This window comes from Mycobacterium sp. (genome assembly GCF_032162105.1).
Taxonomy (GTDB): Bacteria; Actinomycetota; Actinomycetes; order Mycobacteriales; family Mycobacteriaceae; genus Mycobacterium.
Genome location: NZ_JAVRPS010000036.1, coordinates 1 through 20,883 on the forward strand (window position 1 = coordinate 1; position 20,883 = coordinate 20,883).

At 67.0% G+C, this 20,883-nt stretch carries 24 protein-coding genes and 1 pseudogene; 16 read left to right on the forward strand and 9 right to left on the reverse strand.

The features are described 5' to 3' along the window. The 8 genes and pseudogenes from QOC69_RS01525 to QOC69_RS01560 form a co-directional block, all read left to right on the forward strand. A pseudogene (locus tag QOC69_RS01525) lies at nt 1-170 on the forward strand (MCE-family protein); the annotation flags it as partial. Between the two features lie 31 nt (nt 171-201). Next, on the forward strand, nt 202-1,239 hold the full coding sequence (locus tag QOC69_RS01530; RefSeq protein ID WP_526435667.1) for an MCE family protein: 1,038 nt from the start codon (nt 202-204) through the stop codon (nt 1,237-1,239). After that, nucleotides 1,232-2,287, forward strand: coding sequence for a virulence factor Mce family protein (locus QOC69_RS01535; protein WP_526435669.1), 1,056 nt, complete (start codon nt 1,232-1,234; stop codon nt 2,285-2,287). The genes QOC69_RS01530 and QOC69_RS01535 overlap by 8 nt, the downstream gene beginning before the upstream one ends. Then, on the forward strand, nt 2,284-3,696 hold the full coding sequence (locus QOC69_RS01540) for an MCE family protein (RefSeq protein WP_526435671.1): 1,413 nt from the start codon (nt 2,284-2,286) through the stop codon (nt 3,694-3,696). The genes QOC69_RS01535 and QOC69_RS01540 overlap by 4 nt, the downstream gene beginning before the upstream one ends. Further along, nucleotides 3,693-4,901 carry an MCE family protein gene (locus QOC69_RS01545; RefSeq protein ID WP_526435673.1) on the forward strand — a complete coding sequence of 403 codons (1,209 nt, stop codon included), beginning with the start codon at nt 3,693-3,695 and terminating at the stop codon, nt 4,899-4,901. Before QOC69_RS01540 ends, QOC69_RS01545 begins: the two co-directional genes overlap by 4 nt. Further along, on the forward strand, nt 4,901-6,640 hold the full coding sequence (locus QOC69_RS01550) for an MCE family protein (RefSeq protein WP_526435675.1): 1,740 nt from the start codon (nt 4,901-4,903) through the stop codon (nt 6,638-6,640). Before QOC69_RS01545 ends, QOC69_RS01550 begins: the two co-directional genes overlap by 1 nt. A gap of 12 nt (nt 6,641-6,652) precedes the next feature. After that, entirely contained in the window at nt 6,653-7,369 is a 717-nt protein-coding gene (locus QOC69_RS01555) for an Rv1363c family protein (RefSeq protein ID WP_526435677.1), read from the forward strand. Then, the gene (locus QOC69_RS01560) at nt 7,369-7,863 is read left to right on the forward strand and encodes a mammalian cell entry protein (protein WP_526435679.1); all 495 of its coding nucleotides are present in this window, start codon (nt 7,369-7,371) and stop codon (nt 7,861-7,863) included. The genes QOC69_RS01555 and QOC69_RS01560 overlap by 1 nt, the downstream gene beginning before the upstream one ends. Here the strand turns inward: QOC69_RS01560 and QOC69_RS01565 are convergent. From QOC69_RS01565 to QOC69_RS01580, 4 genes are all read right to left on the reverse strand, one after another. Continuing rightward, on the reverse strand, nt 7,850-9,337 hold the full coding sequence (locus tag QOC69_RS01565; RefSeq protein WP_526435705.1) for an alpha,alpha-trehalose-phosphate synthase (UDP-forming): 1,488 nt from the start codon (nt 9,335-9,337) through the stop codon (nt 7,850-7,852). The genes QOC69_RS01560 and QOC69_RS01565 overlap by 14 nt on opposite strands. A 17-nt stretch (nt 9,338-9,354) precedes the next feature. After that, entirely contained in the window at nt 9,355-9,519 is a 165-nt protein-coding gene (locus QOC69_RS01570) for a hypothetical protein (protein WP_526435681.1), read from the reverse strand. A 49-nt stretch (nt 9,520-9,568) separates the two neighbouring features. Further along, complete coding sequence (locus QOC69_RS01575; protein WP_526435707.1) at nt 9,569-9,928, reverse strand: intersectin-EH binding protein Ibp1; 360 nt, start codon at nt 9,926-9,928, stop codon at nt 9,569-9,571. 147 nt (nt 9,929-10,075) lie between these two features. Then, nucleotides 10,076-10,420: an intersectin-EH binding protein Ibp1 gene (locus tag QOC69_RS01580; protein ID WP_526435709.1), complete on the reverse strand. Its 345-nt coding sequence runs from the start codon at nt 10,418-10,420 to the stop codon at nt 10,076-10,078. A gap of 277 nt (nt 10,421-10,697) precedes the next feature. Here QOC69_RS01580 and QOC69_RS01585 point away from each other — a divergent pair, with 277 nt between their 5' ends. Continuing rightward, nucleotides 10,698-11,537, forward strand: a complete 840-nt coding sequence (locus QOC69_RS01585; RefSeq protein WP_526435683.1) for an SDR family oxidoreductase — start codon at nt 10,698-10,700, stop codon at nt 11,535-11,537. Here QOC69_RS01585 and QOC69_RS01590 read toward each other — a convergent pair. Next, nucleotides 11,530-12,423 (reverse strand): NAD(P)-dependent oxidoreductase, encoded by an 894-nt coding sequence (locus QOC69_RS01590; RefSeq protein ID WP_526435685.1) that lies wholly within the window; start codon nt 12,421-12,423, stop codon nt 11,530-11,532. The two genes, QOC69_RS01585 and QOC69_RS01590, sit on opposite strands and share 8 nt — an antisense overlap. 37 nt (nt 12,424-12,460) lie before the next feature. Here QOC69_RS01590 and QOC69_RS01595 point away from each other — a divergent pair, with 37 nt between their 5' ends. Beyond that, nucleotides 12,461-12,895, forward strand: a complete 435-nt coding sequence (locus QOC69_RS01595) for a YdeI/OmpD-associated family protein (protein ID WP_526435687.1) — start codon at nt 12,461-12,463, stop codon at nt 12,893-12,895. Between the two features lie 4 nt (nt 12,896-12,899). Here the strand turns inward: QOC69_RS01595 and QOC69_RS01600 are convergent, their stop codons facing one another. Both QOC69_RS01600 and QOC69_RS01605 read right to left on the reverse strand, forming a co-directional pair. Beyond that, nucleotides 12,900-13,244: a DUF732 domain-containing protein gene (locus QOC69_RS01600; protein ID WP_526435689.1), complete on the reverse strand. Its 345-nt coding sequence runs from the start codon at nt 13,242-13,244 to the stop codon at nt 12,900-12,902. 84 nt (nt 13,245-13,328) lie between these two features. Beyond that, nucleotides 13,329-14,483: an XdhC family protein gene (locus QOC69_RS01605; RefSeq protein ID WP_526435691.1), complete on the reverse strand. Its 1,155-nt coding sequence runs from the start codon at nt 14,481-14,483 to the stop codon at nt 13,329-13,331. An 84-nt stretch (nt 14,484-14,567) separates the two neighbouring features. Here QOC69_RS01605 and QOC69_RS01610 point away from each other — a divergent pair, with 84 nt between their 5' ends. From QOC69_RS01610 to QOC69_RS01635, 6 genes are all read left to right on the forward strand, one after another. Further along, a complete protein-coding gene (locus tag QOC69_RS01610; RefSeq protein WP_526435693.1) occupies nt 14,568-15,575 on the forward strand; it encodes a vWA domain-containing protein in 1,008 nt (335 codons plus the stop codon). Between the two features lie 75 nt (nt 15,576-15,650). After that, nucleotides 15,651-15,917 carry a hypothetical protein gene (locus QOC69_RS01615; RefSeq protein WP_526435695.1) on the forward strand — a complete coding sequence of 89 codons (267 nt, stop codon included), beginning with the start codon at nt 15,651-15,653 and terminating at the stop codon, nt 15,915-15,917. A gap of 192 nt (nt 15,918-16,109) precedes the next feature. Further along, nucleotides 16,110-16,637, forward strand: coding sequence for a DKNYY domain-containing protein (locus tag QOC69_RS01620; RefSeq protein WP_526435711.1), 528 nt, complete (start codon nt 16,110-16,112; stop codon nt 16,635-16,637). 179 nt (nt 16,638-16,816) lie between these two features. After that, entirely contained in the window at nt 16,817-17,221 is a 405-nt protein-coding gene (locus tag QOC69_RS01625) for a Fur family transcriptional regulator (protein ID WP_526435713.1), read from the forward strand. Nucleotides 17,222-17,270: 49 nt separating this feature from the next. Continuing rightward, complete coding sequence (katG, locus tag QOC69_RS01630; protein WP_526435697.1) at nt 17,271-19,448, forward strand: catalase/peroxidase HPI; 2,178 nt, start codon at nt 17,271-17,273, stop codon at nt 19,446-19,448. A 171-nt stretch (nt 19,449-19,619) separates the two neighbouring features. Then, the gene (locus QOC69_RS01635) at nt 19,620-20,063 is read left to right on the forward strand and encodes a hypothetical protein (protein WP_526435699.1); all 444 of its coding nucleotides are present in this window, start codon (nt 19,620-19,622) and stop codon (nt 20,061-20,063) included. A gap of 19 nt (nt 20,064-20,082) precedes the next feature. Here the strand turns inward: QOC69_RS01635 and QOC69_RS01640 are convergent, their stop codons facing one another. Together QOC69_RS01640 and QOC69_RS01645 are read right to left on the reverse strand one after the other, a co-directional pair. After that, entirely contained in the window at nt 20,083-20,601 is a 519-nt protein-coding gene (locus QOC69_RS01640) for a hypothetical protein (RefSeq protein ID WP_526435701.1), read from the reverse strand. A gap of 10 nt (nt 20,602-20,611) precedes the next feature. Then, on the reverse strand, nt 20,612-20,883 hold a 272-nt coding region (locus QOC69_RS01645; protein WP_526435703.1), incomplete at its 5' end, for a DUF4185 domain-containing protein.

Genomic DNA, 20,883 nt, shown 5'->3' on the forward strand with positions numbered 1-20,883 from the left:
TCCCGAACGTGCCAACCAAGCAGTTCGGCGGATCCTGGTACCACTCACCGTTCTTGGTCACCGACAACGCCTACGTACCGTTCCAGCCGAACACCGAGTTGCAGTTCGACGCGCCGTCGACGCTGCAGTTCCTGTTCAATGGTGCGTTCGCAGAACGGGATGACTTCTGATGAGCGCTTGCGCGAAGAAGACGGTGGTCGAGTGACGCGGGACCGCAGGACCTTGATCAACGTCATCGTCTTCACGATCGTCATGCTGCTGGTGGCGGCGGGCCTGGTGGTGGTGTTCGGGCAGTTCCGCTTCGCGGCGGGCAACACGTATCACGCCAACTTCGCCGATGCGTCGCGGCTGAAGGCCGGTCAGGACGTCCGGATCGCCGGCGTGCCGGTGGGTTCGGTCAAGGGCATCAAGCTCAACCCCGACAACAGTGTCGACGTCACGTTCGACGTCAACAACCGGTATCAGCTGTACACCTCGTCAAGGGCACTGGTGCGGTACCAGAACCTGGTCGGCGACCGCTACCTTGAAATCGCTTCCGGCCCAGGCGATCTGCGCAAGCTCCCGGAGGGCGGCACCATCGCCAGGGACAACACTCAACCCGCGCTGGACCTCGACGCGCTGCTCGGTGGGCTCAAGCCGGTGCTAAAGGGGCTGGACGGCAACAAGATCAACGAGGTCAGCAACGCGGTCATCGAACTGTTGCAGGGCCAGGGCGGCGCGCTGTCGAATCTGTTGGCCAGCACCGGATCGTTCACCCAGGGTCTTGCGGCAAGGGATCAGCTGATCGGCGACACGATCAACAACCTCAACGCGGTCCTCGGCACCGTCGATGAGAAGGGCGCTCAGTTCGACGCCAGCGTCGACCAGCTTCAGCAACTCGTCACCGGACTGGCCAAGGGCCGCGACCCGATCGCGGGCGCGATCCCTCCGCTGGCCTCGGCGACCAACGATCTGACCCAACTGCTGGAGACCAGCCGCCGCCCCGTGCAGGGCGTCATCGAGAACGCACGGCCGCTGCTGCAGCGGCTCGACGAGCGCAAGGCAGACGTCAACAAGGTGATCGAACCGCTCGCCGAGAACTATCTGCGGCTCAACGCGCTCGGCGCGTACGGGTCGTTCTTCAACATCTACTACTGCTCGATCCGGATGAAGATCAACGGCCCAGCGGGCAGCGACATCCTCATCCCGTTCGGTGGTCCACCGGATCCGTCCAAGGGGAGGTGCTCGGACAATGGCTAGGCCGGACAACAACCCGACCCGCACGGGGATCTTCGGCATCGTCCTGGTGGCGTGCCTGGTCCTGGTGTCGTTCGGCTACACCAAGCTCCCGTTCTGGCCGCAGGGCAAGGACTACGAGGCGTACTTCACCGATGCGGGCGGCATTTCGCCAGGCAACGACGTCGCCGTCTCCGGAATCAAGGTCGGGCAGGTGTCGTCGGTGGAGTTGGCAGGCGACGCCGCCAAGGTGACGTTCACCGTCGACCGCGACATCAAGGTGGGCGACCAGTCGTTGGTGGCGATCAAGACCGACACCGTGCTCGGTCAGAAGTCGCTGGCGGTGACGCCCGGTGGCACCGGCAGTTCGACGACGATCCCGTTGGGCCGCACCACCACTCCGTACACACTCAACACCGCGCTGCAGGATCTCGGCGGGAACGCCAGCGCGCTGGACAAGCCGAAGTTCGAGCAGGCGCTGCAGACGCTCACCGACACGTTGCGCGACGCAACCCCGCAACTGCGTGGCGCGCTCGATGGCGTCGCGAACCTGTCGCGCAGTCTCAACAAGCGTGACGAGGCGCTGGAACAACTGCTCGCCCACGCCAAGCGGGTGTCCGACACCCTGGCGCAGCGGGCCGGGCAGGTGAACCAGTTGGTCACAGACGGCAACCTGCTGTTCTCCGCGCTCGATGAGCGCCGCCAGGCGCTGAGCAACCTGATCGGAGGCATCGACGACGTGTCGCGCCAGCTCTCCGGATTCGTCGGCGACAACCGGCGCGAGATCGGTCCTGCACTGCAGAAGCTCAATGCCGTGATGGACAACCTGCTCGAGCGGCGCGCGCACATAGGCGAGGCGCTGCGCAGGCTGCCGCCGTACGCGACCGCGCTCGGCGAGGTCGTCGGCTCGGGCCCGGGCTTCCAGATCAACCTGTACGGTCTGCCGCCCGCCAGCCTCGCCGAGGTACTGCTCGATACCTACTTCCAACCGGGCAAGCTGCCCGACAGCCTGGCCGACTACCTGCGCGGATTCATCTCCGAGCGCATGCTCATCAGGCCGAAGTCGCCATGACACAAGAGAATTCGAACCCGGACCGTACCCGCTGGCTGCGGATCGCGCTGGCCGCCGTGCTGGTGGCTGTGCTGGCAGGCGGCGTGTACGCGGTGTGGCCGACGCGGGGCGGCAACAAGGTGGTCGCGTACTTCCCGTCGGCGGTGGGCCTGTACCCGGGCGATTCCGTCAGCGTGGTCGGCGTGCCCGTCGGCACCATCGACTCGATCAAGCCACGCGCTGCCGACGTCCAGGTCACCATGACGGTGCGTGGCGACGTGAAGCTGCCCGCCGACGCGCGAGCCGTCGTCATCGCCCCGAACCTGGTGTCAGCCAGGTTCGTTCAGTTCACCCCGGCCTACACCGGTGGGCCCGTGCTGGCCGACGGCGGCGAAATCGGGCTGGATCGTACCGGCGTTCCCGTGGAGTGGGACGAGGTCAAGGAACAGCTCACCCAGCTCAGCGCCCAGTTGGGGCCGCAGGAAGGCTCGGTGCAGGGCCCGCTCAGCGCGTTCGTGAACCAGGCGGCGGATACGTTCGACGGCAACGGCGACTCGTTCCGCAAGGCGCTGCGCGAACTCTCCCAGACCGCCGGGCGTCTCGGTGACTCTCGTACCGATCTGTTCGGCACCGTGCGCAACCTGCAGGTGCTGGTGAATGCGCTGTCCAACAGCAACGAGCAGATCGTGCAGTTCTCCAACCACGTCGCATCGGTGTCCCAGGTGTTGGCCGACAGCTCAAAGGATCTCGACGCCACGCTGGGCACGCTGAATCAGGCATTGTCGGACGTGAAGGGCTTCCTCAACCAGAACAACGAGGCCCTGATCGCGTCGGTCGGCAAGCTCGCCGACTTCACCAAGATCCTCACCGATCACAGTGACGACATCGAGCAGGTCCTGCACATCACGCCGAACGGGTTGGCGAACTTCTACAACATCTACAACCCCGCCCAGGGCACGGTCGGTGGCCTGCTGTCGCTGCCGAACTTCGGCAACCCGGTGCAGTTCATCTGCGGCGGCACGTTCGACGTCGGCGCATCACCCGACAACTACAAGCGCGCCGAGATCTGCAGGCAGCGGATGGGCCCGGTGTTCAAGCGGATCGCGATGAACTTCCCGCCGCTGCTGTTCCACCCGATCAACAGCATCACCGCCTACAAGGGCCAGATCATCTACGACACCCCGGAAACCGAGGCCAAGGCGCAGACTCCGGTGCCGTACCTGCAGTGGCAGCCCGCGCCAGGCGTGACGCCCCCGACCTCCGGGCCGGACGGCAACCTCAGCGATCTGATCCTGCCCCCGCCGGCCGTCGTCGGCCAGGTCTCGCCTGCCGGGCCTGCGCCAGGACCGGCGTCGATGGGCGCGCCGCCGGGTCCAGCGCCCGCCACTCCCAACGGCCCACCGTTGCCTGCGGAAGGAGCGGGCGGATGAAGAGGATGAAGTCGACCACTGCGCGGATTGACATCTCTGCACTGACCCGACGCGGCCTGGTGCTGGGTTCGGGCGTGCTGTTGCTGGCCGGCTGCTCCTTCGGCGGCCTGAACTCGCTGGACATGCCCGGTACCGCGGGCCACGGCAGTGGGGCCTACACCATCACGGTCGAACTGCCCGACGTCGCGACGCTGCCGCAGAACTCGCCAGTGATGATCGACGACGTCACCGTCGGCAGTGTGTCGGGAATCGAAGCGATGCAACGGCCCGACGGGACGTTCTTCGCGGCGGTGAAGCTGTCCTTGGACGGGAACGTCAACCTCCCGCAGAACTCGACGGCGACCGTCGCGCAGACCTCGCTGCTCGGCTCCCAGCACGTGGAACTGGCCCCGCCTGTGGACCAGTCGGGAGAGGGCAGGCTCAAAGATGGCTCGAACATCCCGCTGAGCCAGGCCCGTCGCTACCCGACCACCGAAGAAGTGCTGTCCTCGCTGGGCGTGGTGGTGAACAAGGGCAATCTTGGTGCGCTGCAGGACATCACCGACGAGGCGTACGCAGCCGTGGTCGGCCGTGCGGGAAGCTTCGCCGAGCTGATTCCCCGACTTGCCGAGTTGGCCGGATCCCTGGACCAGCAGACCGCCGACATCATCGCCGCCGCCGACGGGCTGAACCGCTTCGCGGGCATCCTGGCCCGCGGCAAGGACAGCCTGGGCCGGGCGCTGGACTCGCTGCCCGCCGCGTTGAAGGTGCTCAACGACAACCGCTCCAACATCGTCGACACGTTCACCGCGTTGCGCACCTTCGCAGGCGTCGCGGCGCACGTGCTGTCGGAGACCAAGAGCGACTTCGCCGCCGACTTCAAAGACCTCTATCCGGTCATCAAGGCGCTCAACGACAATGCCGACTTCCTCATCAAGGACCTCGAGTTCCTGCCGACGTTCCCGTTCCACTACAAGTACCTGCGCAACGCCGTGCGGGGTGACTACCTCAACGTGTTCGTCACGTTCGACCTGACGGTCCGGCGCTTCGGTGAGTCCATATTGACCACGTCGTTGGGTTTCGATCCGAACATGAAGCACCTCGCTGAGGTCATCAACCCGCCGGACTTCCTCACCGGAGCCATGGCGAACCTGTCCGGCCAGGCGGCCGATCCGTTCAAGATTCCACCGGGATCGGCCACGCAGCATGTCGGGGAGGGACCGTAATGCTGGACAAGCTGACTCGCCTGCAACTGTCGATCTTCGCGGTCGTCACCGTGATCTGTGTCGGCGCCATCTCGGCGTTCTACCTGCACCTGCCTGCCGCGGTCGGTATCGGCTCCTACGACATCACCGCGAACTTCGTTGCGGGCGGCGGACTCTACGAGAACGCGAACGTCACCTATCGCGGCGTGACCATCGGGCGGGTCGAGTCGGTGAGCCTGTCCAAGGACGGCGTCGTGGCGGGTATGCGGCTCAACAGCGACACCCCCGTGCCGCAGAACGTCACGGCGACGGTAAAGAGCGTCTCGGCCGTCGGCGAACAGTACGTGGACCTGGTGCCACCGTCCGACCCGGCGAACGCCGTGCTCCGCGACGGGTCGGACATCGGCGTCGACCACACCGCGATCGGTCAGGACATCGCCGGGCTGCTGACCCAGGCCGATGCTCTGGTCAGCAGCATCGGGAACAGCCGGATTCAGGACCTGCTGCGCGAGACGTTCAAGGCGTTCAACGGGTCAGGACCGGAGTTGTCGCGGCTGATCCAGTCGTCGCGCGCGTTGATAGACGAGGCCAACGCCAACTACGGGCAGACCACACAGCTGATCGACCAGGTCGGGCCGTTCCTGGACGCGCAGATCCGCAGCGGCGACGACGTCAAGTCGCTTGCCGACGGGCTGGCCCGCTTCACCACCGAGGCCGCCAAAGCCGATCCTCAGCTTCGCAAAGTGCTGCAGACGGTGCCCGGCGCGACGGAGGCGGCCAACACCACGTTCGACGGCATCCGGCCGACGTTCCCGATGCTGGCCGCCAACCTGGCCAACCTCGGCCGCATCGGCGTGATCTACCGCAAGTCGATCGAACAGGCGCTGGTGATCTTCCCGGCCCTGCTGGCGGCGCTGAACACCGTCGGTGGCGGGTTGCCTGCCGACGAGGGCGCCAAGCTCGACTTCAAGGTCGATCTGGGGGATCCGCCGCCGTGCTCGACCGGCTTCATTCCGGCCCCGCTGATCAGGTCACCCGCCGACACCACGCTGCGCGACCTGCCCACCGACCTGTACTGCAAGACGGCTCAGAACGATCCCTCCGTGGTGCGCGGTGCGCGCAACTACCCGTGCCAGGAGTTCCCCGGCAAGCGGGCGCCGACCATCCAGCTCTGCCGCGACCCGCGCGGCTACGTGCCGATCGGCAGCAACCCGTGGCGCGGGCCCCCCATCCCCTACGGAACCCCGATGGACACACGCGAAGACAATCACTATGAGCCGCCCTGGAAGAACATCTTGCCGCCCAACAAGTTTCCCTTCATTCCGCCTGGAGCGGACTACGATCCGGGCCCGCCGGCCGTGCAGTTGCCGCCGGGCGTGGCGCCCGGTCCGGGACCCGCGCCCAACGCGCCGTTCCCGCTGCCGGTGCCGCCGAACGACAACGGCCCGCCACCCCCGTGGCCGTACTACGCCCCGCCCGACCAGATCGTGCCGCCGTACGGCCGGATGCCACCGGAGGCGCCCGCGCCGCCACCACCAGGACCGCTGCCTGCCGAGGCGCCCGCACCGGATGGACCACCCCTGCCCGTCGAGGGTGCGCCACCGCCGCAGGCCAGTGGTCCGGCGACCACGACGTACGATCCGAGGACCGGTGTGTTCGCCGACCCCGCAGGCGGGACGGGCGTGTTCGCCGGTGGTACGAAGAAGGTTGAGACCGCGGAGACGTGGGTCGACCTGATGACGGATCCAAGGTCGAGTTGACTCGGGAAGAGAATGACTGAAGACGACACGACTGCGGGCGAATCGACCGACGAGACGCCCGAGTCGGCGAGGAAGGCTGCCGCCCGCCGCCGGGCCTCTCGGGCCGCCGGACCGGCGGCGGGGGGCGTTGCGGAGATTGCAGGCCTCAAGGTCGAGACGCCGGCGGCGGTCAAAGTCCGGATGCCCCGCCTCGGCCCGCCGCCGCGCCGCAGGCCGAACGCCCGCCTGGTGGCCGTCGTCGGCGCAGGCGTCACCGCGGTACTGGCGGCCGTCCTGGCCGTCGTGGTGGGCCTGCTGGCGCATCAGCAGCGCACTGCGGGCACCGAGCAGGCGCGCGAGCAACTGTTCATCGACACCGCGACGCAGACCGTGGTCAACATGTTCAGCTACAACCAGAACAGCATCGACGACAGCGTGAACCGTTTCGTCAACGGCACCAGCGGCCCGCTGCGCGACATGATGAGCCAGGCAGGCAACGTCGACAACCTCAAGGCCATCTTCCGCGATACCCAGGCCAGCTCCGAGGCCGTGATCAACGGCGCGGCGCTGGAGAAGGTCGACGAGGTGGCCAATAACGCCGCCGTGCTGGTATCGGTGCGGGTGACCGTGACCGACATCGACGGGGTCAACAAGCCGTCGCAGCCCTACCGGCTGCGGGTCATCGTGCACGAGGACGACAACGGGCACATGACGGGCTACGACCTGAAGTACCCGGACGGGGGCAACTGATGGGTCGATGGACCGTCAGGCTGGTGGCGCTCGTCGGGGCACTGTTCGCGGTCGCATTGGTGGCGCTCGGCGGCATCGGCGGCTACCTGTACTGGAACCGCATCGAGATCCGTGCCGAACAGCAAGCCAGCGAAGAACTTCCGCCGCTCGCCGCGCAGCAGATCCCGATGATCCTCGGCTTCGACTACCAGACCGTGGAGCGCAGTCGCACCGAGGTGTACAACCTGATGACGCCCGAGTTTCGGCGTCAGTACGAGGACGACACCACCAAGAACGTGATTCCACAGGCCCGGGACCGGCAGGTGATCAGCCAGGTGAACGTGGTGGGCGTCGGAATGTTGACCGCGCGACGCGACTCGGCCTCGGTGATGGTGTTCATGAACCGCACGGTCACCGACAAGTCCAAACAACCGGTCTATGACGGAAGCCGCCTGCGCGTCGACTACGAGAAGATCGACGGCAAGTGGCTGATCGGCGACATCAAGCTCCTCTGACGTCCGATCCGTTCTCGCTGTTGCGGGTGTCGGCCAACGCGTCGAGGAACGACCGCGCCCACCGGTCGACGTCGTGGGCGAGTACCTGGCGGCGCATCGCACGCATGCGTCGGCGGCCCTCCTCGGGAGACTGGGTCAGCGCGGCCTCGATGGAGTCCTTCACGCCGTCGAGGTGATGCGGATTGGTCAGATAGGCCTGCCGGAGTTCGGCTGCGGCGCCGGTGAATTCGCTGAGCACCAACGCACCGCCGAGGTCGCTGCGGCAGGCGACGTACTCCTTGGCCACCAGGTTCATGCCGTCTCGAAGCGGCGTCACCAGCATGACGTCGGCTGCCACAAAGAACGCGATCAGTTCATCGCGGGGAATCGGCCGATGCAGGTAGTGCACCAACGGATGGCCCACCGTGCCGTACTCACCGTTGATGTGGCCGACCTGACGCTCGATGTCCTCGCGCATCACCTTGTAGCTCTCCACCCGCTCGCGGCTGGGTGTGGCCAGCTGGACCAGCACCGTGTCGTCGGCGCTGGCGCGACCTTCGTCGAGCAGTTCGGAGAACGCCCGCAGCCGAACGTCGATGCCCTTCGTGTAATCCAACCGATCGACGCCGAGCAGAACCTTGCGCGGGTTGCCCATTTCGGCGCGGATCTCGCGGGCCCGTTGGCGGATGCCGCGGTCGCGGGCCCTGCGGTCGAGTGCGGCCGAGTCGATCGAGATCGGGAAGGCGCCCACCTTGACGGTGCGGAAGCCGACCTGGATCTCCCCGAACCGGGACCGCACCCCGACCGTGGCGCGCGAGGTGTTCGCGCCGACCAGTCGTCGGGCCAGGATCAGGAAGTTCTGTGCGCCGCCAGGCAGATGAAATCCGACCAGATCGGCGCCGAGCAGACCCTCGATGATCTCGGTCCGCCACGGCATCTGCATGAACAGCTCGATCGGCGGGAAAGGGATGTGCAGGAAGAACCCGATGGTCAGGTCTGGCCGCAGCATCCGCAGCATCTTCGGCACCAGCTGCAACTGGTAGTCCTGGATCCACACGGTGGCGCCAGGCGCCGCGGCACGTGAGGTGGCCTCGGCGAACCGGCGATTCACGTCGACGTACCGGTCCCACCAACTGCGGTGGTAGATCGGCTTGACGATGACGTCGTGGTAGAGCGGCCACAGGCTGGCGTTGGAGAAGCCCTCGTAGTACTCGGCGACATCCTCGGCCGACAAGCGCACCGGACGCATCTCGAGGTCGTCCTCGACGATGGGATCCTCGTCGCCGTCCGTGACGCCCGGCCACCCGATCCAGGCCCCGCGGCGTTTCCGCAGGAGGGGCTCTAGGGCGGTGACCAGCCCTCCAGGGCTGCGCTTGAACGTCGTGGTGCCGTCGGGCAGCCGCTCCATGTCGATGGGCAGCCGGTTGGCCACCACGACGAAGTCGGACTCGCCGCCCTCCGTGACGAAGTCGGAGTCACCGGAGTCGGCGTCAATGCCGTCTCCTGGTGCCACTACGCGTCGAGCTTCGCCGGCCCGATGCCCAGCATCGACAGGAACACCCGGCACTCGTCGGCGTCGACGGCATAGGCGGCGACGACACGCCTCGCCTGCCGAGCGGTGCTATCGGCCAAAGGTTCGACGTCGCCGAGTTCGGCGGGATCAGTTTTCGCAGCCATAGGACAACTCTAGGCGACTCCTCGAATCGCCTAGAGCCGCCTGCGTCTTTTAGCCTTCGCTCCCGGTAATGGTCGGGTCGCTGCCAACGGTCGACTCGGGCGTGACGGCTGGCGCCGCGTCCTCGGAAAGACCGATGCACTGACCGCTGTTGCGGCCCGTGCACGGGACGCCGTCGATCTCCGTGATGTCCGGGTTGCCCGCGGGCGTGCTGAGGGGGGAGTTCGGCACGGTGTGCGGGAGGCACTCGTTCGTGTACAGATCCTCTTCCTCGCCTGCGGGGCAGGCGGCCACGGGCGTAGCCGGGGCAATTGGTACGGCGACCGCGGCTACCGCGGGGGCCGCGGCGACGGCGAGCGCGAACCCACCGGCAAGGAGTAGTCGTCGCGCTGAAATCTCAAAGGGCGCCATCGTCACGCTTTCTGTCGTAATTGACCGTCTCGTCGGGATTCTATGGAACCTGCAAGGAATCTGCATACGTTCCACGAGTTCTCTGAGAACGGGCCGCGTCCGGATGCGGCGAGCGTGGCGATGTAGTAGGCGGAAATCGCCTCGAGGTTAGGGGCTCGAGCTGACCGACGAGTGCGGAACGGCGATGGGGCCTTCCGCCTGCTGCTCCTCGGAGAGGCCGATGCACTGACCGGAGTTGGCGCCCGTGCAGGGGATGTTGTCGACTGAGGGCAGTCCACCCGGAGACGACTGGAACTCAGGCGAATTCGGGACCATCTCGGGCGTGCAGATGCCGGTGAAGGTGTCCTCGGACTCGCCGTTGGGGCAAGCCGCGACGGACGGTCCGGCGGTGGTGGGGACGGTGAAGGCGGCGACCGCCGGTGCGGCGGCGATCGCGACCGCGAAGCCTCCGGCAAGGATCAGTCGTCGTGCAGAGAACTCAAGGGTCGCCATCGTCACGCTTTCTGTTGTGTTGACCGACTCAACGCGGAATCGGCTGTTTGCCAGCCGATTACCAACTCGAGAATACGCGCCGAGTAGCGAAAACATCGATTGATCACGACTTAAAGTGGTGCGCACGTCCCGTTTCTGTGAGTCGACTGCCAGGGTCCTGTGGCATTGCTGACCGACGGCTGGGCCGGAACCTCCGTGCCGGGATGCCGCCCGTGGTTCGATGACGAGAACGTGTTCCAGTTTTGGTGCATTTCTCGAACTACCCGAAGGGAAAGCGGTGCAGCTCTCGTTGGCGGATCGGACCATCCTCGTCACTGGCGGTGGCAGTGGAATCGGCAAGGGCGTGGCGGCAGCGGTGGTGGCCGCCGGCGGCAACGCGATGATCGTCGGGCGCAACGCCGACCGCCTGGCCGGCGCCGCGGACGAAATCCGGGCTCAGACGGGCGACGGGGCCGGTTCCGTGCGCTACGAGCCTGCCGACGTGACGAACGAGGACGAGGTCGGCGCGGTCGTGCAGGCCACCACGGCGTGGCACGGCAGATTGCACGGTGTCGTGCACTGCGCAGGCGGATCGGAGACCATCGGGCCTGTCTCGCAGCTCGATTCGGAAGCATGGCGTCGCGCGGTCGACCTGAACATCACCGGGTCGATGTACGTGCTCAAGCACAGCGCACGCGAGCTGGTGCGTGGCGGGGGAGGCTCGTTCGTCGGGATCTCGTCGATCGCGGCCAGCAATACCCACCGCTGGTTCGGCGCGTACGGCGTTTCCAAGTCGGCGCTGGATCACCTGATGCAGCTGGCCGCAGACGAACTCGGCGCCTCGTCGGTCCGGGTGAACGGCATCAGGCCCGGCCTCATCCGCACCGATCTGGTGGCAGCAGTCTTCGAGTCGCCTGAAGTCATCGGCGACTACCGCAGCATCACGCCCTTGCCGCGCGCTGGCGAGGTCGAGGACGTCGCCAACCTGGCGCTGTTCCTGCTGAGCGACGCCGCCAGCTACGTCACCGGCCAGCTGATCAACGTGGACGGCGGGCTGATGCTACGGCGAGGGCCTGATTTCAGCGCGATGCTGGAGCCCGTCTTCGGCGCGGATGGTCTACGCGGCGTGGTCAGCTAACGGCCGGATTCTTACCGCCCGCCTCCCACGCGGCCAGCGCCCCGACCGCCGACCAGTCGAGATGCTCACCGCCATTGGCCAGCAGGGTCAGGAAGCGGTCGCGCAGCAGGCTGGCGATCGGGAGCGGCACCTGCAGTTCCTCGCCTGCGGCGAGCACCAGACGGACGTCCTTGGCCCCGAGGGGCGCGGCGAATCCTGCTGGCTCGAACTCCTCGCGGGCGATCAAGCCGCCGTAGGTCTGATAGACCGGCGCCCCGAACAGGGTCGAGGTGAGGATGTCGAGGTACTGAAGCTTGTCGACCCCAGCCTTGCCGACCAGTGCCATGGCCTCGCCAAGCGACTCGATCACCGAGGCGATGAGGAAGTTGCCGCTGAGTTTGACCAAGCTGGCCGCCTTGGGATCGTCGGACACGACGAACGTGCGCTGGCCGATGGCCTCGAAGATGGGTGAAACCGTCTGCAGTACGGCGGGTTCGGCCGCGGCCAGGACGAACAGCTTGGCGGCCTCGGCCGCCTCCGGCCTGCCGAATACAGGTGCGGCGGCGAAGCGCTGACCGGCGTCGGCGTGGGCGGCGCTCAGGCGGCCGGCGAGCGCCACGCTGATCGTGGAGCACGACACGTGTACTGCCCCGGCGCTCAGCGTCGCCAGGATTCCCTCCGTCCCGAACGTCACCGCGTCGACGGCGTCGTCGTTGGCCAGCATCGAGACCACGACCTGGCCGCCGCAGGCCTCGGCGACGGTGCGGGCGGGCCGCGCCCCGCGTTCGGCCAGCGCGTCGACCTTGTCCTGTGAGCGGTTGTACGCGGTGACCCGATGGCCTGCCTTGAGCAGATTGGCGGCCATGCCCGAACCCATGTTTCCCAACCCGACGAATCCGATGTCCATGGGTTTACTTCTACTCCGGACGGTTGAGAATGGGCTGATGCGGTTCTCCACGACGATGTTCCAGAGCGGCAACAACACGGGGATCGAGGTACCCGCCGACGTTCTCGAGGCACTCGGGGCAGGCAAGCGGCCCCCGGTCGTGGTCACCGTGAACGGCTACTCCTACCGCTCGACCGTCGCCCCGATGGGCGGCCAGTACCTCCTGCCCTTCAGCGCCGAGCGGCGCAGCGAGTCCGGCATCTCCGGCGGTGACGCGATCGACGTGGAGTTGGTCCTCGACTCCGCACCCCGGGTGGTCGAGGTGCCCGAGGATCTGCGCACCGCGCTCGACGACTCGCCGGACGCTTCGGCGGCCTGGGCGAAGCTGTCCTACAGCCACCGGAAGGCGCACGTGACGTCGGTGATGGGGGCCAAGACGGCCGATACGAGAGCGCGCCGCATCGCCGCCGTCGTCGCCAAGCTCGAAGGCTGAGCGGCTACTTGGGCGTCTTGTCGCGGCAGTAGGCGTACACGGCCACCCCTGCGAACGCGGTGACGTCGTCCACCGACCAATCGGTGGCATTCTTCACGTGGAGCAACGCGTCGTTGACCGTGCCGCCACGGTGCAGCAGGTCGCACGTCGAGTGGGCCAGATCGATGGCGGTCTTGGGAGACTTGACTCGGACGCCCTTCTGCTGGATCGCGTTCAGAAACGCCTGGTCCAGTTGTTCTTCCTGGGGATCGGCGTGCGCGGGGATGGCGACCGCAGTGGTCAGGCCGGTGCCCACGCCCATGGCTATGCCCATGGTGACGACCGCAGCCACGATGTTCTTCGACCTCATGTGTCTCCCCTGTCACGGACAACGCAAGTCACAACAGTACGTCAGCAAACCGCACGGTGAGTATCGAAGCGGGTTCGCCCGGCGTTACTCGACCGGTCCGCGTTGTACCGCGTCGGGGTGAATGTCGTGGTGAATACGGGTGTCGACCTCGGCCAGCGGACGGCCCCCGCCGCCCCACCGCATTGCGATGATCTCGGCGACGATCGACACCGCGGTCTCCTCGGGCGTGCGGGCGCCGAGGTCGAGTCCGATGGGGCTGGACAGCGCGCTCGTCTCGACCGCCGTCAAGCCGATCTCGTGCAGGCGGTCGAGGCGGTCGAGGTGTGTCTGGCGCGACCCCATCGCGCCGACGTAGCCGACCCGCGGCAGGCGCAGCGCCACCTCGAGCACCGGCACGTCGAACTTGGGGTCGTGGGTGAGCACGCAGATCACGGTGCGGGCGTCGATCGCACCGACCGCTTCCTGCCCGGCGAGATAGCGGTCGGGCCAGTCGACGACGACCTCGTCGGCGGCGGGGAAGCGGGCGGGCGTGGCGAAGACGGGGCGGGCGTCGCACACGGTGACCCGGTACCCGAGGAGGGCGGCCTGGCGGGTCAGCGCGGCGGCGAAGTCGATGGCGCCGAAGACGATCATTCGAGGGCGTGGCGCGTGGCTGGCCACGAACACCTCCATGCCCTCGCCCTGCCGTTCGCCGTCGGGTCCGTACGTCAGAACCGCGGTGCGCCCTGCGGCGAGCAGGCCGCGGGCGTCGTCGGCGACGGCGTCGTCGGCGCGGGCCGAGCCCAGAGAACCGTCGGCGCTGGACTCGCCGATGACGAGTCGCCGGCCGACCCATTCGGGACCGGGGTGCGCGATGACGGTGGCCACCGCCGTCGGGCGGTGCAAGGCGATGTCGTTGGCGACCGCCCCCAACTGCGGGAACGTCTCGCGTGAAATCGGTTCGGCGAAGATGTCGATGATGCCGCCGCAGGTGAGGCCGACGGCGAAGGCGTCGTCATCGGTGATGCCGTAGCGCTGGAGTCGCGGCTTCCCGGTCAGCACCACCTCGCCGGCAAGTTCGTAGACCGCGGCCTCCACGCAGCCGCCCGACACCGAGCCCGCCACGGAACCGTCCGGGGAGACCACCATGGCGGCGCCTGCCGCGCGCGGTGCGGACTTGATGGTGCGCACGACGGTGGCCAGGCCCGCCGCACCACCGGCACTCCAGATCGAGATCAGTTCGTCGAGCACGTCACGCACAGCTCGAGTGTAGGTCCGCGCACGTACGCGGCCCGGCTTTGTACCCTCGGCTTAGGGTCAACGTGGCTCGGCGAAGGGACATTAGTGAATCTGCCCGTATTGGGGCCAATGCCGCTGTCGGCTTTCGCGCATCCGTGGTATTTCCTGTTCGTCATCCCGATCGTCGGTCTGGTCGTGCTCTACCTGGCCGTGCAACGGTCCCGCCGCCACCGGCTGGCACGGTTCGCCGACTCGGAGATGATCGAAAGCGTCTCGCCTCTGCGCGCCAGTCGGTGGCGTCACGTGCCTGCGGTGCTGCTTGCGCTCGCCCTGGTGTTCCTGACCATCGCGATGGCCGGCCCCTCGCTGGACCGCAAGATCCCCCGCAACCGCGCGGTGGTGATGCTCGTCATGGACGTGTCCACGTCGATGGACGCCACCGACGTGCCGCCGACCCGGATGAAGGCCGCGCAGGAGGCGGCCAAGAAGTTCGCCGACGACCTCACCGCCGGCGTCAACCTCGGCTTGATCTCGTACGCAGGCAACCCCACGATGCTGAGCTCGCCGACCACCAACCACGACGCCACGAAGATCGCCATCGACAAGATGCAGATCGCCGACCGGACCGCCACCGGCGAGGCGATCTTCGCTGCGCTGCAGGCGATCTCGACCGTCGGCGCGGTGATCGGCGGCGGTGACACCCCGCCTCCCGCCCGCATCATCCTGTTCTCCGATGGCAAGGAGACCAGCCCGTCGAACCCCAACAACCCGCGCGGGGCGTTCACCGCGGCGCGCGCCGCCCACGATCAGGGCATCCCCATCTCGACCATCTCGTTCGGCACTCCCGACGGCACGGTGAAGGTCGACGGCAATCAGGTGCCGGTGCCCGTCGACGACACCACGATGAAGGAGGTCGCGCGGCTGTCCGGAGGCACCGCGTACTCCGCCTCCGACCTCAAGGGGCTCGAGAAGGTCTACACGTCGCTGCAGGATCAGATCGGCTACGAGACGGTCAGGGGCGAAGCCAGTACCGGCTGGCTGCGGCTGGGCGCGGCGGTGCTCGCCCTCGCCGCCATCGCCGCGCTGGTGATCAATCGGCGCATGCCGGTCTGAGCTCACCCGTTTCGGCGGGCCGACGGTTGGGTATTGAATCAGCACCCAATCCTGGGTTGCCGAAAGGACATCACCATGGCTGACCAGGAGGTCGTCGGCGTCGGAGATCCGGTCGCCGAAGTGGTGGCAACCATCGGACTGCTGCTCATGTTCGTGGCGGTGATCGGCATGGTCATGGGCGTGACGTCCTTCGGCCTCGGTGGTGACGTCTTCGCCACGGTCTGCTGCGCCATCGCCGCGATCAGCTTCGTCGGTAGCCTGGCCTGCTTCGTCATCGACGCCAAACGACTCGACGCGGCCGAGGACGCGCTGCCCTTCCCGAGCATGTTGAGGGACCGATAGACCCCGACCGCGTGATTGCCGGTACCGTTTGCACATGCGAAAGGTGCTCGTCGGCCTATGTGTTGCGGCGCTGGCGCTGTTGCCTGCCTGCAGCCGTAATCGGACGCCAACTCACTGATCGACGCCGCCGGCTATCACGTCACGGACGACACGGTCTACTACCTGAAGGCGTTCCCTGGCAAGGCCTTCGAGATCTCCGGGGCGGACGTGGCGTCGTTCCAGGTGTTCGACCAGACCTACGCCCGCGACGAGTCCAAGGTCTACCTCGATGGTGCCGTGCTGTCCGGCGCCGACGCCGTGACCTTCCAACCGCTGGACCGGCCCGGCTTGGCCAAGGACGCCCACCACGTCTATCTGCGCGACGTGCCGATCGGCGATGCGGGCCCGGCCTCGTTCCGCGTGCTCGGCGGCGCGTATGCGACCGACGGTCAGCGGGTCTTCTACTTCGCCGACCGGATCCCGGACGCCCGCCTGGCGTCGTTCCGTCCGCTCGAGGGCCCGTACGCCAGCGACGCGGAGCGCGTCTACTGGATCGGCAAGGCGATCGAAGGCGCCGATCCGGCGACCTACCGCGTGCTCAACGCCGACTTCGAATACTCGGCCGATGCCGAACACGCCTACTACCGACAGACGGTCATCGCGGGCGCGGAGCCAAGCACCTTCCCGCCGGGGCGCGCCGTCACCGGGTGCGCTGAGACGTCCATCACCTTCGCGGGATAGTCCCGGGGTCGGCACCGCACGGCGGTAGCGTGCGGCAATCCTGAACGGGGAGTGGACGTTTCCACCGCGGAACTAGTCGGGTAGTCGCGCCGCGGCGAGCTCTCGAAAAACCAATTCTTGACTGATTCCAGAAAAGGAGACAGACTATGGGCGTGGACTCGACCGCGGACTACCGGCAGATGCTGCAGGCGTCCGCGCTGCGCGTCACCCGCCCCCGGATGGCGGTGCTGAGCGCCGTCTACGAGCATCCGCACGCCGATACCGACTCGATCATCCGCGCCGTGCGGGGTGATCTGCCCGAGGTATCGCACCAGACCGTCTACGACTCACTCAACGCGCTGACGGCTGCGGGCCTGGTGCGCCGCATCCAGCCGTCGGGCTCCGTGGCGCGCTACGAATCGCGGGTCGGCGACAACCACCACCACGTCGTGTGCCGGGGGTGCGGTGTCATCGCCGACGTCGACTGCGCCGTCGGCGAGGCGCCCTGCCTCACCGCTTCGGATGACAACGGATTCTCGATCGACGAGGCCGAGGTCATCTACTGGGGCATGTGCCCCGACTGCTCAAACGTTCGAAGTTCCTGATCACATCCGTGAACGCAGCCCTTAGTTCACCAACCCCGGAAGGAATGTTGTGTCCGATAGCGAGAACCCAGCAATCGATTCGCCGAAGCCCAAGGCGAATGCACCGCTGACGAACCAGGATTGGTGGCCCGAGCAGATCGACGTGTCGGTCCTGCACGCGCACTCTCCGAAGGGCAACCCCCTCGGCGAGGACTTCGACTACGCCAAGGAGTTCGCGAAGCTCGACACCGACGCCCTCAAGGCCGACGTGATCTCGGTCATCACCACCTCACAGGACTGGTGGCCCGCCGACTACGGCAGCTACGCAGGCCTGATGATCCGGCTGTCCTGGCACGCCGCAGGCACCTACCGGACGTTCGACGGCCGCGGTGGCGCAGGCCAAGGCATGCAGCGCTTCGCACCGCTCAACAGCTGGCCCGACAACGCCAACCTCGACAAGGCCCGCCGCCTGCTCTGGCCGGTCAAGCAGAAGTACGGCAACAAGATCTCCTGGGCCGACCTGCTGGTATTCGCGGGCAACGCCGCGCTGGAGTCCGCGGGCTTCGAGCCGTTCGGGTTCGGCTTCGGTCGTCCCGACTTCTGGGAGCCCGAAGAGGTCATCTTCGGCGAGGAAGACGAGTGGATGGGCACCGACAAGCGCTATGCAGGCGCCGATGCGTCAGCGCGGCAGCTCGAGGAACGCTACGGCGCCACCACCATGGGCCTGATCTACGTGAATCCCGAAGGCCCAGAGGCCAACCCGGATCCGTTGGCCGCCGCAATCGACATCCGCGAGACGTTCGGCCGGATGGCGATGAACGACGAGGAGACCGCCGCGCTGATCGTCGGCGGCCACACCCTCGGTAAGACCCACGGCGCCAGCGCCGACCCGAACGGCCCCGAGCCGGAGGGCGCGCCGATCGAGCAGCAGGGGCTTGGCTGGAAGTGCCCCTTCGGTTCAGGAAACGCCGGCGACTCCATCACCAGCGGCCTCGAGGTGGTGTGGACGCCAACCCCGACGCAGTGGAGCAACAGCTTCCTGGAGATCCTCTACGGCTACGAGTGGGAGCTGACCAAGAGCCCCGCCGGTGCCTGGCAGTTCCAGGCCAAGGACGCCGAGGCGATCATCCCGGATCCCTTCGGTGGTGCACCGCGCAAGCCCACGATGCTGGTCACCGACATCTCGATGCGCGTCGATCCCATCTACGGCCCGATCACCCAGCGCTGGCTCGAGCATCCCGAGGAGCTCAACGAGGCCTTCGCCAAGGCCTGGTACAAGCTGCTGCACCGCGACTTGGGGCCGATCAGCCGCTACCTCGGGCCGTGGATCGCCGAAGAGCAGCTGTGGCAGGACCCGGTGCCCGCCGTCGAGGGCGCGCTGATCGACGATGCGGACGTCAAGGCGCTCAAGGCCAAGGTGCTCGACTCCGGCCTGTCGGTTCAGCAACTCGTCAACACCGCGTGGTCGGCGGCGGCGAGCTTCCGCGGCACCGACAAGCGTGGCGGAGCCAACGGTGCGCGGCTGCGTCTCGAGCCGCAGAAGAGCTGGGAGGCCAACGAGCCGTCCGAGCTGGCCAAGGTGCTGCCGGTCCTCGAGAAGATCCAGCAGGACTTCAACGGCGCTGGTGGCAAGAAGGTCTCGCTGGCTGACCTGATCGTGCTGGCCGGTTCGGCGGCGGTGGAGAAGGCCGCCAAGGATGGCGGTGTCGAGATCGAGGTTCCGTTCGCGCCGGGCCGCACCGACGCCTCGCAGGAGAACACCGACGTCGAGTCGTTCGGGCTGCTGGAACCGCGGGCCGACGGGTTCCGCAACTACGTGCGTGCCGGTGAGAAGCTGCCGCTGGAGAAGCTGCTGCTCGAGAAGGCCTACTTCCTGGACGTCACCGCACCCGAGCTGACGGTGCTCATCGGCGGTCTGCGTGCGCTCGGAGCCAACCACGGCGGCAGCAAGCACGGCGTGTTCACCGACAAACCGGGCGTGCTCACCAACGACTTCTTCGTCAACCTGCTCGACATCGGCACGTCGTGGAAGTCGGGCACCGACGAGAACGTCTACGAGGGCGTCGACCGGGCATCGGGCAAGACGAAGTGGACGGCCACCGCCAACGACCTGGTCTTCGGCTCGCACTCGGTGCTGCGTGCGATCGCCGAGGTGTACGCCCAGGACGGCAGCCAGGAGAAGTTCGTCAAGGACTTCGTCGCCGCGTGGGTGAAGGTCGCGAACAACGATCGGTTCGACGTGGGCTGATCCAGCGCGACCACCTGCTTGAAGCGACACCCCGCGAGCTCCGGCTCGCGGGGTGTCGTGCTTTCTTCGGGTCCGGAAATCAGCGCAGAAAAAAGTGAGGGAATTCGCGCGGCAGGTCGCTCCTACCGATGAACGCGGCAGATGGCCGCGACCCACTCGAAGGAGAGCACCATGAGCACCAACATCACCAACCGCATCGCGGCCGCCACCGTCGCCCTTGGCGCGGGTGCCGCTGCCGTCGGCCTCCTGGCCATGGCCCCCGCGGCGCAGGCCAGCCCGATGACGTTCGCCCAAGCCTGCACCACCACGCACGGCTGGGTAGCGACCGTCGTGACCGCGGGCATCGAAGAGTGCCACTGGCAGGACCCGAACACCGGCAACGAATGGATCAGGAAGAGCCCGATCGGTGCCCCCGCTGTGTCGGCCAATGGCGCTACCCCGTTCGCGCAGGCCTGCGTCATCACGCAGGGGTGGAACGCGGTCATCGTCGGCGCAGGCAAGGAGCAGTGCCACTGGCAGGATCCGGACGGCAACGAGCACATCGTCACTAGCCCGCTGCCCAAGAAGCCGCTGACCCCCACGATGGTTCAGCCGCCGCCGCGGACGGCGAACTGATCACTGAGGCGCCTGATTGCTACCAGCCGGACCGGGGCTGCGGCCCCGGCTCCGGCTGGTCAGGATCCGTCCTCTGCCAGAGGCAGTCGCCGCTCATTTCGATCGAGAACAGCTTCGGCAGCACCTCAAGCGACAGTGGCTGCCCCGCGACACCGTCGTAGCTCTGCGGCGGACCGGCGCCCACGCCGGGAATGACAGCCACTTGTACCGCGCTGCACCGGCTTTCGGGAGTCAGGGGGGTGGCGGTCCAGTTGCCCGACCTGATGCTGGAGTTGCGCAAGCCCTCCCCGTGCAGCTTCATGGGAGGTCCGTAGCTGAACCATCGGTCGCTGACCGGGTAAGGCGTCGCGACGGGTTGCCACTGATCGCCGGCGCACACCAGCGGCGCCTGGTCATCAGGCGGCCACGTCATCGCATCGCTCAGATTCGTCACACAGGGCGTACCCGGTTGTGGCACAACGGGATCGGCGGCAGCCACCGCAGGTCGTGACAAGACGGTCGCGGCCGTGACGACGATGATCGCAGTGAAACGCAGCATGTCCCGACACTTACACCTTGGTCAGGTCGGTCCGCATCAACCCCACGTTGTATTCGCCCCACCACGACAGATTCCAGTACAGGTCGTTTCCGGTGCCCATCGTGGACGAGGACCAAGGGTGCATCATCGGCGCGTAGATGCCTCCGGGCTGCTGTCCCATCAGCACCTTGGCCGTCGACCAGGTGCCCTGCGGGGTATCCGACGTCCGCATCACGATGTTGTTGAACTGGTCGCCGTAGAGGGTCACGTACTTCTTCAGCTGCTTGTTGTACTGCACTGACA

Bases quoted from the DNA above. Each gene is read 5' to 3' on its own strand.
- QOC69_RS01540 (WP_526435671.1), top strand. From the start codon at position 2,284: ATGACACAAGAGAATTCGAACCCGGACCGTACCCGCTGGCTGCGGATC.
- QOC69_RS01545 (WP_526435673.1), top strand. From the start codon at position 3,693: ATGAAGAGGATGAAGTCGACCACTGCGCGGATTGACATCTCTGCACTG.
- QOC69_RS01535 (WP_526435669.1), top strand. From the start codon at position 1,232: ATGGCTAGGCCGGACAACAACCCGACCCGCACGGGGATCTTCGGCATC.
- QOC69_RS01595 (WP_526435687.1), top strand. From the start codon at position 12,461: ATGCGGTTCTCCACGACGATGTTCCAGAGCGGCAACAACACGGGGATC.
- QOC69_RS01580 (WP_526435709.1), bottom strand. From the start codon at position 10,420: ATGGCGACCCTTGAGTTCTCTGCACGACGACTGATCCTTGCCGGAGGC.
- QOC69_RS01555 (WP_526435677.1), top strand. From the start codon at position 6,653: ATGACTGAAGACGACACGACTGCGGGCGAATCGACCGACGAGACGCCC.
- QOC69_RS01615 (WP_526435695.1), top strand. From the start codon at position 15,651: ATGGCTGACCAGGAGGTCGTCGGCGTCGGAGATCCGGTCGCCGAAGTG.
- QOC69_RS01575 (WP_526435707.1), bottom strand. From the start codon at position 9,928: ATGGCGCCCTTTGAGATTTCAGCGCGACGACTACTCCTTGCCGGTGGG.
- QOC69_RS01600 (WP_526435689.1), bottom strand. From the start codon at position 13,244: ATGAGGTCGAAGAACATCGTGGCTGCGGTCGTCACCATGGGCATAGCC.
- QOC69_RS01635 (WP_526435699.1), top strand. From the start codon at position 19,620: ATGAGCACCAACATCACCAACCGCATCGCGGCCGCCACCGTCGCCCTT.
- QOC69_RS01590 (WP_526435685.1), bottom strand. From the start codon at position 12,423: ATGGACATCGGATTCGTCGGGTTGGGAAACATGGGTTCGGGCATGGCC.
- QOC69_RS01640 (WP_526435701.1), bottom strand. From the start codon at position 20,601: ATGCTGCGTTTCACTGCGATCATCGTCGTCACGGCCGCGACCGTCTTG.
- QOC69_RS01570 (WP_526435681.1), bottom strand. From the start codon at position 9,519: ATGGCTGCGAAAACTGATCCCGCCGAACTCGGCGACGTCGAACCTTTG.
- QOC69_RS01560 (WP_526435679.1), top strand. From the start codon at position 7,369: ATGGGTCGATGGACCGTCAGGCTGGTGGCGCTCGTCGGGGCACTGTTC.
- QOC69_RS01625 (WP_526435713.1), top strand. From the start codon at position 16,817: ATGCTGCAGGCGTCCGCGCTGCGCGTCACCCGCCCCCGGATGGCGGTG.
- QOC69_RS01550 (WP_526435675.1), top strand. From the start codon at position 4,901: ATGCTGGACAAGCTGACTCGCCTGCAACTGTCGATCTTCGCGGTCGTC.